The following is a 12,708-nucleotide window of genomic DNA, read 5'->3' as shown; positions in this document are numbered from 1 at the left end:
AAAACCTGCTCCAGCCATAGCTTAAAACAATCACTTCCATAAGCAGCCCATACACTGCCGCTTAAACTGCTGAATGCCCCGCCACAGCATGCAAAAAAAAGCGCACCCGAAGATGCGCTTTATTGAATCAGCCAGATTAGCCAGCGTGATCAAACATCATATTACGGATGTGACCGATTGCCTTAGTCGGGTTCAAGCCTTTAGGACAAACAGATACACAGTTCATGATGCCTTTGCAGCGGAACAAAGAGAACGGGTCGTCAAGACGAGCCAAACGCTCTTGAGTTGCTGTATCACGAGAATCGATAATAAAGCGGTATGCATTCAGCAATGCAGACGGGCCCAAGAATTTATCAGGATTCCACCAGAATGATGGGCATGAAGTTGAACAGCATGCGCAAAGAATACATTCATACAAGCCATCCAAGTGTTCACGCTCTTCTGGAGACTGTAAACGCTCTTTTGCAGGCGCAGGCTGGTTGTTGATCAGGAATGGATGAATTTTGTCATACTGATCGTAGAACTGATTCATATCCACAACCAAATCTTTTACCACTGGCAGGCCAGGCAAAGGACGGATTGTAATTTCGTTTGGCAAATCGTTCAGGTTCCAAAGGCACGCCAAACCGTTTTTGCCATTGATGTTTACGCCATCCGAACCGCAAATGCCTTCACGGCAAGAACGGCGGAAAGTTAAAGATTCGTCCTGCACTTTCAACGCAAGAAGAGCGTCAAGCAGCATGCGGTGCTTGTCAGTCAACTCAAGTTTAAAAGTCTGCATGTACGGTGCTTTATCCTTATCAGGATCGTAGCGGTAGATATTAAATGTACGAGTACCTCTACTCATCTTACTTCTCCTAATTAGAATGTACGCGGTTTAGGTGGAATTGCATCGACAGACAGCGGCTTGTAGCGCACTGGCTTGTACTCAAGATGGTTATCCGCAGAGAACCATAATGTGTGCTTCATCCACTCGTCGTCACGGCGGCCATACGGATAGTCTGCATGATCAGGCGACAACTCAAAATCCACCACTGTATGCGCACCGCGGCACTCTTTACGAGCAGCTGCAGAAATTAACGTTGCTTTAGCAACTTCATACAAGTTAGCGACTTCTAAAGCTTCAATACGCGCAGTGTTGAATACTTTAGATTTGTCTTTCAAATGAATGTTGCGAACACGCGGTTCAATGGCAAGAATCTGTTTTACACCTTCTTCAAGCAATGCAGATGTACGGAATACACCAGCGTGGTCTTGAACGATGTCACGGATTGCATCAGCAACGTCTTGCGCATTTTCACCTGAAGTTGACTCATCTAAAAGAGCCATACGCTTAAAGGTATCTTCAAACACAGTCGTTGGAAGCGGCGCATACTCATCACCGTGATGCTTAGTCACGTAGTCGATGATGTGTTCACCAGCAGCTTTACCAAATACAACCAAGTCAAGCAGCGAGTTTGTACCTAAACGGTTTGCGCCATGTACAGACACGCAAGAACATTCACCAATTGCATAGAAGCCTTTCACAGGTTTTGTGAAGTTGCGGTCACCAGCATTGTGAGAATAAACACCCGTTTCTTTGTTGTAATTCGCTTCAAGCGCTACAGTTTCACGGCTTTCAGGCAGAACAACCTGACCATGAATATTCGTCGGAATACCGCCCATTTGGTAATGGATTGTCGGTACAACAGGAATCGGCTCTTTAGTGATATCCACGTTCGCGAATTTCTTGCCAATCTCAAATACAGACGGCAAACGCTTCATGATGGTTTCAGCACCCAAGTGCGTCATATCAAGCAAAATGTAGTCTTTCTTCGGACCGCAGCCGCGGCCTTCTTTAATCTCTTGGTCCATTGAACGCGATACGAAATCACGCGGCGCCAAGTCTTTTAAAGTTGGTGCATAGCGTTCCATGAACGGCTCGCCCGAATCGTTGCGAAGGATTGCACCCTCACCGCGGCAGCCTTCAGTCAGCAATACGCCTGCGCCCGCTACACCTGTTGGGTGGAACTGCCAGAATTCCATATCCTGCAATGGAATGCCCGCACGCGCAGCCATGCCAAGACCGTCACCAGTATTGATATAAGCATTGGTAGACGCACGGTAAACACGGCCAGCACCGCCTGTAGCAAACAATGTTGCTTTACCTTGGAATACAGCAACATTGCCTGTTTCCTGGTCAATAGCTGTAACACCCAGCACGTCACCTGCTTCGTTGCGAATTAAATCAAGCGCGATCCATTCTACGAAGAATTGTGTACCCATTTTCACGTTGCTTTGATAAAGCGTATGAAGCAGCGCATGACCTGTACGGTCAGCAGCAGCACAGGCACGCGGAACCGGCTTCTCACCATAGTTCGCTGCGTGGCCGCCGAATGGACGCTGGTAAATGGTGCCGTCTGCGTTACGGTCAAATGGCATACCCAAATGTTCTAGCTCATAAACCACTTGAGGCGCTTCACGAGTCATATACTCGATTGCGTCTTGGTCGCCCAACCAGTCAGAACCTTTAACGGTATCGTAGAAATGGTAGTGCCAGTTATCTTCTTGCATGTTGCCAAGAGATGCACCGATACCGCCCTGCGCCGCAACCGTATGAGAACGTGTTGGGAATACTTTAGTCAGTACCGCAACTTTCAAGCCTGCTTGAGCAAGCTGATATGAAGCACGCATACCTGAACCGCCACCGCCGACGATGACTGCATCGAAAGTTTGGTGTGGAATATTTGTGTAATCTTCTTTAGGGGTAATAGCGCCCATGATTGTTTCCTATCAATTCGCCCAAAAAATCTGGATTGCCCAGATTGCATATGCAAATACAGCAATAATCACTGCCGATGTCAGCACAAGGCGTAAACCTGAAGCTGAAGGACCCATTTGGCGAGTCGTCACATAATCTGTGAACACCTGCCACATGCCAATCCATGCGTGTGCAACAAGAGATAAGACTGCCAATAAAGATAAAATCTTCATTGGTAATGTCATCATAAAGCCGTACCACTGTTCAAAGTTGAATCCGCCGTTACACAGGATCCAGCCAAATACCACAACGGTATAAACAGCCAGCACAACAGCACTCAAACGCTGGATAAACCAATCGCGAGAACCTGAACCCGAAAAACCAGTAGCACTTTTCATTAGAGTACGATCCATACAAATGCTGCAACAATACCGATTGCAGACAAAATTAATGCGATAGTAGATGCTACTCGGCCACTTTGCAGCTCTTCAGCAATGCCTTGGTCAGCAAGTAAATGCTTAACACCTGCAATAAAGTGGAAAATTAAGCCAGCTACAAATACCCATACGACAAAACGCACAATGAAGCCGCCGAAGATTGCTTGAACTTGAGCAAAACCTTCTGGTGAAGACAAAGATTTGTCTAAAAGCCACAAAAGTACCGGTACGAGTAAAAATACGATGACACCAGAAAGACGGTGTAGAATTGATGCAATAGCCACAGGGGATTTTAAGTTTACTTCTAAAACTTGACCCATGGACAAATTGACAGGTCTGTTGCTTTTCACAGCGGGCATCCTGTAAGTAAAAACTCCATCCGGAGTTTGTTGGAATTAATTCGAAGGAAAGCTGGCATTGTTGAGCCAAAACATATAGTAAAGTCATGACCCAAACATTTAACGACACTGAATTATAAAACGTGAACTATTAAAATACAAACAATGACATTTGCTGAATGAACAAAAAAACCTTTAAATAAGAATCATTAACAACTACTTTACCCAATATAAGAAGTAAAAGCGCTTAAAGAAAATGACTATGTTATTGGTTTTAAAAAGTTAAATCTTAAAAATATTAATCGTTTCTGGCTTTAGAATGTTTTTTCAAAATTTAGACTAAAGATGAACACAGATAAGCCTCTGCCCTGCATTTATTTCTTCTTTTTATAATAGCTATAACCAATAAATCATTTATTAAATAAATAATTATTATTTATTTAAGATAATAAAGTTAAAATATCATGAACTGAAAGAAACACTTAGTCTGTGCATAACTCTTCCTTAACTCGCAATCTTTGCATAGATAAACACCAATTTCAGTATAAACAGGCGCACATTTGACGATTAAACACGCACTTCGCCTCAATTAATCAGTCATTTTTTAACCAAACAAACCAGCAAAACATTTACAGTTAGCGCTTTTTAATATGAATAAGAAAACAGCAATCCTAAAATTTAAAACGCTGTAAGTTACGAGATTTATAATATTTTAAGCATCAAAGTTGCTTGAATTTTTGAAAATTCTCAGAGTTTTTAGGAATTAAAAATTGCTTACAATTAAAGCAGCATCGGTATTTTCCTCTGCACCTTCCCTCCAATATGACTTATTATACCGTCCCGATGCTGTGATTTTATTCATGTTCTATCGGAATAATTTTTGACTAATCATCTGTATGAACGTCACTTTTATCCATAAGTATAATTGACAAAATTTCAGTTCTCTCTAATCTTAGAGCAAATTTTTGATCCGTCTGATTCGTGCATTAAAAGATTAGCACTGCGAGTCAGATAAACATTCACCAGGACAGGAGATCTATTGAATGTCTGAAGCAACTGGCAAGAAAGCCGTTTTACAGCTTGATGGCAAAGAAATTGAATTACCAATTTACAGCGGCACATTGGGCCCAGATGTAATCGACGTTAAAGATGTATTGGCCGCAGGTCACTTCACTTTTGATCCTGGTTTTATGGCTACTGCTGCGTGCGAGTCTAAAATCACTTTCATCGATGGCGGCAAGGGTGTTCTTTTACACCGCGGTTACCCAATCGACCAGCTTGCGACTAAAGCAGACTACTTAGAAACTTGTTACCTCCTATTGAACGGCGAACTTCCAAACGCTGAACAAAAAGAAGAGTTCGACGCTAAAGTTCGTAACCACACTATGGTTCACGACCAAGTTAGCCGTTTCTTCAACGGTTTCCGCCGTGATGCTCACCCTATGGCGATCATGGTTGGTGTTGTTGGCGCGCTTTCTGCGTTCTATCACAACAACTTGGACATCGAAAACGTTGACCACCGTGAAATTACAGCGATCCGCTTAATTGCTAAAGTGCCTACTTTGGCTGCATGGAGCTACAAGTACACAATCGGTCAACCGTTTGTTTACCCGCGTAACGACTTGAACTACGCTGAAAACTTCCTTCACATGATGTTCGCGACTCCTGCAGACCGCGATTACAAAGTTGATCCGATTCTTGCTAAAGCAATGGACCGCATCTTCACGCTTCATGCTGACCACGAACAAAACGCGTCTACTTCTACAGTACGTTTAGCTGGTTCTACTGGCGCTAACCCATATGCATGTATCGCTGCGGGTATCTCTGCGCTTTGGGGCCCTGCTCACGGCGGCGCGAACGAAGCTGTTCTTAAGATGCTTGATGAAATCGGCACTGTAGAAAACGTTGCTGGCTTCATGGAAAAAGTGAAGACTAAAGAAGTTAAACTGATGGGCTTCGGCCACCGTGTTTACAAAAACTTCGACCCGCGCGCTAAAGTTATGAAAGAAACTTGCGACGAAGTTCTTGCTGCACTTGGCATCAATGATCCACAGCTTGCGCTTGCGATGGAACTTGAACGTATCGCGCTTTCTGACGAATACTTCATCAAACGCAACCTTTACCCGAACGTAGACTTCTACTCAGGTATCATCCTTAAAGCGATTGGTATCCCAACAGAAATGTTTACGGTAATCTTTGCGCTTGCACGTACTGTTGGCTGGATCAGCCACTGGTTAGAAATGCACAGCGGCCCTTACAAAATCGGCCGCCCTCGTCAGCTTTACACTGGCGAAACTCAGCGCGATATCCAAGGCCGTTAATTCTTTAGAATTAACCGTGGATTTAAAAAACCGCCCTTTGTGGCGGTTTTTTTTATGCGGATTTAAAAGGTCTCAAATTAAAAAACCCAAGACAAATTCTTGGGTTTTTACGGCTGTGATTTTAAAAACGCCGGCGCTTAAAATTCTAAGTCATAATCTTTCAAATTCAGTGATTTTAAGCGCTGTTTTAATTGTGCCAGCGACCATGGCCACGCCGCAAAATTTTTGCCGTTTTGATCCAAATAGTAGCTCCTGCAGCCGCCTGCATTAAAAACAGTAGTCTTCAAATGCTGTTGCACCTGATGATTATGCTGTTCAATAACCTTTGGATTGATGCTGAATTTAGTGAACTGATACTCTTTCATCTGCAGCAAGCCGCTGACGATATATTCGACCTGCGCTTCAGCAATGCCGATAAAGGAGTCATACACCAAAATATTCGGGCCTAAAATTAAAAAGGCATTCGGCACTTGCTCAAGGCTGGCGCCCAGAAAGGCTTCCGGTGAACTGTTTTTCCAAAGTTCAGACAAATATTTCCCCTGTTCATTACGCACCCGCTTGCCAACCGGCGGATGCGACACCTCGAAGCCTGTGCCCCAAATAATCACATCAACCTCATGCCGTTCACCATTGGCGGCCACAACGGTATTGCCGTCGATTTCCACCAAACCGTATGGAATCAGGCTGACGTTTTGCTGCTGCAAAGCAGGATAGTAATTATTGGCAAACAGCAGCCGCTTGCAGCCAATAGAAAAATTTGGGGTGACATTTTGGCGCAGCTGCGGATCTTGCACTTGCAGTTTCAGCAGTTGCCGGCTGATAAAGTTAACCGGCTCCAGCGCTTTAGGATGGCGCAATCCGAAGTTGATGCCATTCAGAATCTGCGCGACACTCTTGCGCCATGCCTGCTGAACAGCCGGAAACCGAGCGATCCATTTTTTCATGCCATCCCCCAGCTGCATATCCGCTTTGGGCAGCACCCAAGGCGCTGTGCGCTGAAAAACGTGCAGCTGTTTGGCCAATGGCTGGATTTGCGGTATAAACTGGATCGCCGAAGCGCCTGTGCCAATCACCGCCACCCGCTTGCCCGTTAAATCATAATCATGATTCCAGCGCGCGGAATGAAACATTTCACCTTGAAAGCTTTCAATCCCTTTGAGTGCTGGCAATGACGGTTCGGTAATTGGGCCTGTGCCAAAAATTACCGTCTTTGCCCAAAACTCGCCTTGTGAGGTCTGCAGTGTCCAGCGCTTTTGATCTTCCTGCCAAACCGCATCCTGCAGTTCATGATTCAGCAGAATTTTATCCTGCAAATCAAACTGTTCTACCACATGTTCCAAGTAACTTAAAATTTCAGGCTGCTTGGCAAACAGATTGCTCCATTGATGGCTAGGCGCAAAAGAAAAGGAATACAGCGCGGATGGCACATCACAACCGCAGCCCGGATAAGTATTTTCACGCCACGTTCCGCCGACACGACCGGCTTTTTCCAGTACGATAAAATCCTCATAGCCGACTTGCATCAGCTTATGCGCAGTGGCAATGCCGGAAATGCCAGCGCCGACAACGATGGTGTCATATAGATGAATATGGGCAGACGGCTGCTGAATTTTGCTATTTTCCGCCTGCGCTAAAGTTTTGGTTTTTAGATTGCGCTTGGCCGCGGCCTTTCTTGGCGCTTTTTGCTGCGCAGTGCCGCCTTCTGATTCCTCTATTAAGTTTTCCGCATCCAATGCGGTTGGCATGTTCATGACGCAGCTCCCGCTTTTTTCATATATCGGTTAAATAAGGGATAGCCTGCCCCTAAAAGTTTGGCATACAGCTGCGGTGACAGACGCTTCATCCACCAAAACAGCTTGGCGTCCGGCTGCGGAATGGTATACAGCTTATTGGCATCCAGCTGATTCAAGGTTTTCTGCGCCACGGCATCGCTGGTAGTAAACGCATGATGCATCAGCAGTTTGTCCGCCAGCCCCGAATAGCTTTTCGGCAAACGGCCATTTTTCATGATATTGGTCGGCACCAGCGTCGGACACAGCACATTGACGCGGATGTTGGCGCTGCGCAGCTCTGCAGACAGGGTTTCTGATAAAGCCAGCACACTGGACTTGGTCACGTTATAAGCCGTCATTTCAGGGGCTGCTGTAAAACCCGCAGCTGAGGCGACATTAATAATGGCTCCGCCGCCATTTTGCTTCAGTTTCGGCACAAAATAGTGGCAACCATGTATCACGCCCCACAAATTGACATGCATGCACCACTGCCAGTCATCCAAAGTGACTTCATCAAACTTGCCGCCCAGCCCCACCCCTGCATTATTAATCACCAAAGTAACAGGATGGCCCAGCAGCTGTTCAGACTGTTCAGACAACGCCTGCACCTGCTCTTTCACACCCACATCACACTGCACGGCATAAGCAGACGCTGAAGTCAGAGACTGAATCAAATCGGCCGTTTCCTGTGCCGCCTCCAAATTAATATCCGCGCAGACAATATGGCCGCCGCGCCGCGCCACTTCCAATGCGAAACTGCGGCCAATACCGCTGCCTGCGCCAGTAATCACCGCATAAGCATTGCAGCTGGGCATGGCCTTTTTACTGAAGAATCCCATGATCTTTTCCTTTTTCTTTTTTGTCTTCTGCGCAATTCACGCTTTTAAAGCCGGTGTGAATTCTTTGATAAAATACGGCGTCAGCACGCCTGTTTCCGGGTGCAGCAGGCGCTCTTTGTAATACTCCAAAAATGCCGAAGTATCGTAATCATTCGGGTGGAAACCCGGACGCAGATAGTCAAAAATATGCTTCCAGCTGCTGCCGTAAACGCCGTCTTTCAAGCCAAAAATCAGCTGAAAACTGCGCGGCACATCTTTCCAATATGCGCCGCTGATCAGATTGGAAGGCTTGCGGTAAAACGGCACCACAAGTGAAGCCGCGGAAATCAGCACTAAAATGGTGGTCAGGGCTGCAAAGAATCCCGCCGCCCGCAGCGCATAGTTATTGGACAGGTTTTGAAAGACATCGTAGGCGATATCCTTATGCTCTGACTCTTCCAGCATGTGCCACAGCCAAATAGCGCGCTGCTTTTCATCCTGAGAATCGAAGAAGATCTGCTCATGGTTCATCATGTATTCCGCCAGCACGGCGGTAAAATGCTCAATCCCCGCCATCAGCGACAGTTTCATCGGCTGCGGCAGGCGGTTAAAGCCATAATCAAAGACATAGCCCGCCAAGGTTCGGAAAAGCTTCACCGGCAGATCAATCGCCATATAGGCATCATTCATTTCTTCATGCAGCTTAGAATGCAGCGCTTCCTGCCCGATCAATGAGGTTACCCGTTGCTTCAGCAAAGGATCTTTCACAAAATCGCGGTGATAGCGCGCCGTATCAATCACCAGATCTTCGCCAAAAGTCAGAAAAATCGACAGCGATGCAAAATAGGCGCTGGCCAGTTCTGCATTCATATAAAATTTAGGATCAATCTTCTCGGGCTCAAATTCGAACTTCATGTGCCGGATCGGGATAATGGCGGATTGCTTGGCGGCATTAAAAACCGGGCCAGCCAATACGCTGCTGAATGCTTTTTTGATTGGGCTGATTATTTGCATAGCGCTTACTCTTTTTTTGTATTCGCATTCAATTGCGAAAGCATCAAGTCTCAGCAATCAATACTGAGGGATATGATCAAAAATTAAGACATGCGCGCCATGAAGCCATTTGCAGAAATGATCTTTGCATTGGCAAATATTGCCGATTGAAAATATTGTCAGACAATAAGGCCTTGAAATTTTCATTCAATGCCATCTTTATATCAATTAGGGTCAGGGCCTTTTTTGCACTCCTGCCGATTCCGCTAATTCAGCTGTTCTACTGTTCCGGTATTCGCCTGATACACCCATTGATGGTCAAACAAGGCGTCATTCAGATGGTCAATGCGGAAGTTGCCAATAGCCGCCGCATAAAAGCCAGCCCCCTGCTGCTGCAGCTGCTCAATGCCTTCCATTAATTCAGGCGGCAAACCGCCCATGATAAAGTCCGAGATCACCAGCACATCGGCATGGCTGAAATTCGGCTGGCGCAGCATGTCTGCCGCATGCTGCATGGCGGGAACAATATCTGTGCCGCCATGAAAGGACTGGCTTAAAAAATGAATCACGTCATCCAGCGCATCATCCTGCTGCAAGTCCAATGCCGTTAAATTGGTCGAAAAGTTGATGATATGCATGGGCCGTTTAGATTTCATGGCCTGCATGGCCAAATACAGGCTGATGGCTTTGGCAATCAATTCAGGCTGTCCATGCATAGATCCGCTGGTATCCAGACACAGAATCATCGGGCCTTTTTCACCCCGCTTTTTAGGCGTCCGGCGCGGATCATCAATCACGCGCCCGCTTTGTTCGCCTTGCAAATGAAATCCCAAAAGGTTCGACTCTAAATATTTCAGATCAAATAAAATCTGCAAATCCGGATCTGACAGCAGCGCCAGCTCACTGGGCAAAGCCAAATTCAGATGCTGAGACAAATGGATGCCGGTAATTTCTTCAAAGGCGCACTGATCCGGCAGGGCTTGCTGCGCCTGCACAGGGTTCACCGTTAAAGGTTTGCGTTTATATTTGGAAGGCTCGGCGCTGCCCATCATTTGGCACAGCTTCTGCAGCGCTTTGTCCTGCGCTAAATAACTACTCCACATTTCAAACTGCTGTGCATCCTGTTCCGTCAGCTGCCCTTTAGAGTAATCAATAAAGATGCCGGTCTCTGCGCCAAAGGCATCCTTATGCTTCGCCATTTTCTGCAATGCGGCTAAAAAGTCCTTAATTTCATCTAAAAAGGCATCACGCTGCAGTGCCAGCTGTTCAAATTCCCATTGCGCAACGGCTTCGGTGAGTTTGCGCTGCCATTTTTCCTGCAGCAGCTGAAACTGCAAATGCAGCGCAGTTTTGGACTGCACTGCATTTTGCTGAAATTGCCATAAATCCCCCAAAACAGGAATGCCCAGCCCTTGCTGAAAACCCTGAAACTGCTGCTGCATCAGCTCCAATTCAATACCTGAAACCGCCGTTTTTTCCAGCCATGCCTCCAGCTGCTGCTGCACAGCCTGATAAGGGTGCTGCTGATCTAGGCTGGATTTAGCCTCATAAGCCCATGCATGCACTTTTTCATCTATTTTCTTGGCCGCTTTTTCATCGTCCAGCCAATGCTTTAATGTGGACTGGCGAAGTTCCTCATACAGCTGATCGGTGACTTCCGTCAGCGCATTGGCTGTCTGCTGGGCAGACTGCAGCTTTAATTTCGGCATAAGTGTTCCAACCGCTGGCAGTCCTGACGCTGCAAATCATAACGCTGCAGCGTCAGGGCCAGCTGCGCTTTCAGCTTGGCCGCATCGTCCTGCGCGGCAAAGTCTGAATCAAAATGCGCCGATGCCGTTTCAACCCTCTGCCGCAGCACGGCATAATCGTGGCTCAGCTTGCTTTGCAGCGCCTGCACCTCATGCAGCAGGTCATATTGAACCTGCGCTGACAGCTGGGTACGCGCACTGCCCTTCGGATATTTAATATAAGGCGTCACCGCTTCTTCTAAACCGTAATAGCCGCCTTTTAACGTGCATTGCCGCCCGCCATTGAAATTGCAGACGATGCCGCGAATTTCCTCACCGCTTTCATCCACGGCAAAGAAATCTTTTTTGCTGTCCATTTTATCCAGCTCTAAATACAGCACTTTATCCTGATAATGATGATCCAAGTTGGTCACAGATTTTAAATACTCACGGCCGCGGATCAAATAGCTCGCGTAAACCTCATCGGTATAATAAAAATGATTCAGAATCCGCTGTTCGGCATCTTCTTTTTGCGCAATGCTGCCGGCCAGATCCAGATCTGAATCCAAGCCGATTTCTAAAATGGCCTGCTCTATGGTCTGCGCAATAAAATCAATGTCATCTATCTGGCTCCACAAGCAGTGCTTTAAAATAAACAGATCCAAAAGATTCACTTCAGTGCGGTCATTGATAAAAGCGGAAGCTTTCAGCAAGTACGCTGCGCGCTGCCAGCGCCGGTCAGAGACATAAACGGCATGCTCTTCAAAGCTGTCAGTTAAAGATTGCTTGACCGCATCAAAGATTTTCAAAACTTCCGCCGGCAGCTGCACCTGATAGATGTGTTCGCGCCACTGCTGCAGTTCCTGCTTTTTAATGCGCAAGTCATCCGCCGCTTCTATTTTGGCTGCGCTGGGCTTGGCTTGCAGCAAAGCATGGAAGTTTTGCGCCTGCTGAATAGGCGGCACAACTAAACGCAGGATAAAGCGGTCATACAGCGCATCTAAACCTTGATTGGGTTCAGGAATTTCATTGGACGCGCTCATCAATACTTTTAACGGCACATGCTGAATCATGTCGCCATTTTTAAAAGTCTTTTCATTAACCAGTGTCAGCAGCGTATTTAAAATGGCCGGGCTGGCCTTCCAAATTTCATCTAAAAAAGCAAAATCGGCCTTAGGCAGATAATGTTCTGTTTTACGCAGATACTGATCATCCTTTAAAGCTTTAATCGATACCGGGCCAAAAATTTCTTCCGGCGTGCTGAAGCGGTTCATCAAGCATTCAAAATATTCGCCTACTTCAAAAGCAGAGGCTATGCGGCGGGAGATCAGGCTTTTGGCGGTACCCGGTGAACCGTACAAAAAGGTATTCATGCCTGCAATGCCTGCCAGCAGACTCAGCGCCATAATCTGCTCGCGCTCATACATCTGTTCACTGACTTGGGAAATGAGTGCATGCATTCGCGCTTTCATAAAAAACATCACTGAAAAAAGAGAATCCTATTGTAACGGCGCAATAGCGGTTTGCGAAATTTAACGATTTTAAAAATCAGCCCTAAAAAT

The 12,708-nt window shown here is 46.4% G+C and carries 10 protein-coding genes; 1 reads left to right on the top strand and 9 read right to left on the bottom strand.

The genetic code is table 11. The features are described from left to right. Positions 1–136 precede the first annotated feature (136 nt). Genes JZ784_RS07545 through sdhC form a run of 4 tightly spaced genes read right to left on the bottom strand, consistent with a single transcriptional unit; the run spans position 137 to position 3,536 of the window. Positions 137–847 carry a succinate dehydrogenase iron-sulfur subunit gene (locus tag JZ784_RS07545; protein ID WP_005008258.1) on the bottom strand — a complete coding sequence of 237 codons (711 nt, stop codon included), beginning with the start codon at positions 845–847 and terminating at the stop codon, positions 137–139. A 14-nt stretch (positions 848–861) separates the two neighbouring features. Next, positions 862–2,760, bottom strand: coding sequence for a succinate dehydrogenase flavoprotein subunit (gene sdhA / locus JZ784_RS07540; protein ID WP_346314419.1), 1,899 nt, complete (start codon positions 2,758–2,760; stop codon positions 862–864). A gap of 12 nt (positions 2,761–2,772) precedes the next feature. Continuing rightward, positions 2,773–3,138, bottom strand: a complete 366-nt coding sequence (gene sdhD, locus JZ784_RS07535) for a succinate dehydrogenase, hydrophobic membrane anchor protein (protein ID WP_004651296.1) — start codon at positions 3,136–3,138, stop codon at positions 2,773–2,775. After that, a complete protein-coding gene (gene sdhC, locus JZ784_RS07530; RefSeq protein WP_035361753.1) occupies positions 3,138–3,536 on the bottom strand; it encodes a succinate dehydrogenase, cytochrome b556 subunit in 399 nt (132 codons plus the stop codon). The genes sdhD and sdhC overlap by 1 nt, the downstream gene beginning before the upstream one ends. A 1,022-nt stretch (positions 3,537–4,558) precedes the next feature. Between sdhC and gltA the strand changes: the two genes are divergently transcribed. Continuing rightward, complete coding sequence (gltA, locus tag JZ784_RS07525) at positions 4,559–5,836, top strand: citrate synthase (protein ID WP_005008253.1); 1,278 nt, start codon at positions 4,559–4,561, stop codon at positions 5,834–5,836. Positions 5,837–5,973: 137 nt separating this feature from the next. Here gltA and JZ784_RS07520 read toward each other — a convergent pair whose 3' ends face one another. The 5 genes from JZ784_RS07520 to JZ784_RS07500 all read right to left on the bottom strand — a co-directional run bounded on the left by JZ784_RS07520 (position 5,974) and on the right by JZ784_RS07500 (position 12,606). Further along, on the bottom strand, positions 5,974–7,587 hold the full coding sequence (locus JZ784_RS07520; RefSeq protein WP_346314418.1) for an NAD(P)/FAD-dependent oxidoreductase: 1,614 nt from the start codon (positions 7,585–7,587) through the stop codon (positions 5,974–5,976). Further along, a complete protein-coding gene (locus tag JZ784_RS07515; RefSeq protein ID WP_346314680.1) occupies positions 7,584–8,450 on the bottom strand; it encodes an SDR family NAD(P)-dependent oxidoreductase in 867 nt (288 codons plus the stop codon). The genes JZ784_RS07520 and JZ784_RS07515 overlap by 4 nt, the downstream gene beginning before the upstream one ends. A 33-nt stretch (positions 8,451–8,483) precedes the next feature. Continuing rightward, positions 8,484–9,440 carry a metal-dependent hydrolase gene (locus JZ784_RS07510; RefSeq protein ID WP_005008248.1) on the bottom strand — a complete coding sequence of 319 codons (957 nt, stop codon included), beginning with the start codon at positions 9,438–9,440 and terminating at the stop codon, positions 8,484–8,486. 245 nt (positions 9,441–9,685) lie between these two features. Continuing rightward, the gene (locus JZ784_RS07505; protein WP_346314417.1) at positions 9,686–11,128 is read right to left on the bottom strand and encodes a VWA domain-containing protein; all 1,443 of its coding nucleotides are present in this window, start codon (positions 11,126–11,128) and stop codon (positions 9,686–9,688) included. Next, complete coding sequence (locus tag JZ784_RS07500; protein ID WP_346314416.1) at positions 11,116–12,606, bottom strand: AAA family ATPase; 1,491 nt, start codon at positions 12,604–12,606, stop codon at positions 11,116–11,118. The genes JZ784_RS07505 and JZ784_RS07500 overlap by 13 nt, the downstream gene beginning before the upstream one ends. Positions 12,607–12,708 lie beyond the last annotated feature (102 nt).

It is taken from the genome of Acinetobacter sp. CWB-B33, from assembly GCF_039655955.1.
GTDB classification, from domain to species: domain Bacteria; phylum Pseudomonadota; class Gammaproteobacteria; order Pseudomonadales; family Moraxellaceae; genus Acinetobacter; species Acinetobacter bouvetii.
The sequence above is the reverse complement of the archived record's forward strand: the minus strand, read 5'-3'. Positions and strand labels throughout refer to the sequence as shown.

Bases quoted from the DNA above. Each gene is read 5' to 3' on its own strand.
- gltA (WP_005008253.1), top strand. From the start codon at position 4,559: ATGTCTGAAGCAACTGGCAAGAAAGCCGTTTTACAGCTTGATGGCAAA.
- sdhC (WP_035361753.1), bottom strand. From the start codon at position 3,536: ATGCCCGCTGTGAAAAGCAACAGACCTGTCAATTTGTCCATGGGTCAA.
- JZ784_RS07500 (WP_346314416.1), bottom strand. From the start codon at position 12,606: ATGCATGCACTCATTTCCCAAGTCAGTGAACAGATGTATGAGCGCGAG.
- JZ784_RS07545 (WP_005008258.1), bottom strand. From the start codon at position 847: ATGAGTAGAGGTACTCGTACATTTAATATCTACCGCTACGATCCTGAT.
- JZ784_RS07510 (WP_005008248.1), bottom strand. From the start codon at position 9,440: ATGCAAATAATCAGCCCAATCAAAAAAGCATTCAGCAGCGTATTGGCT.
- sdhD (WP_004651296.1), bottom strand. From the start codon at position 3,138: ATGAAAAGTGCTACTGGTTTTTCGGGTTCAGGTTCTCGCGATTGGTTT.
- JZ784_RS07520 (WP_346314418.1), bottom strand. From the start codon at position 7,587: ATGAACATGCCAACCGCATTGGATGCGGAAAACTTAATAGAGGAATCA.
- JZ784_RS07505 (WP_346314417.1), bottom strand. From the start codon at position 11,128: ATGCCGAAATTAAAGCTGCAGTCTGCCCAGCAGACAGCCAATGCGCTG.
- sdhA (WP_346314419.1), bottom strand. From the start codon at position 2,760: ATGGGCGCTATTACCCCTAAAGAAGATTACACAAATATTCCACACCAA.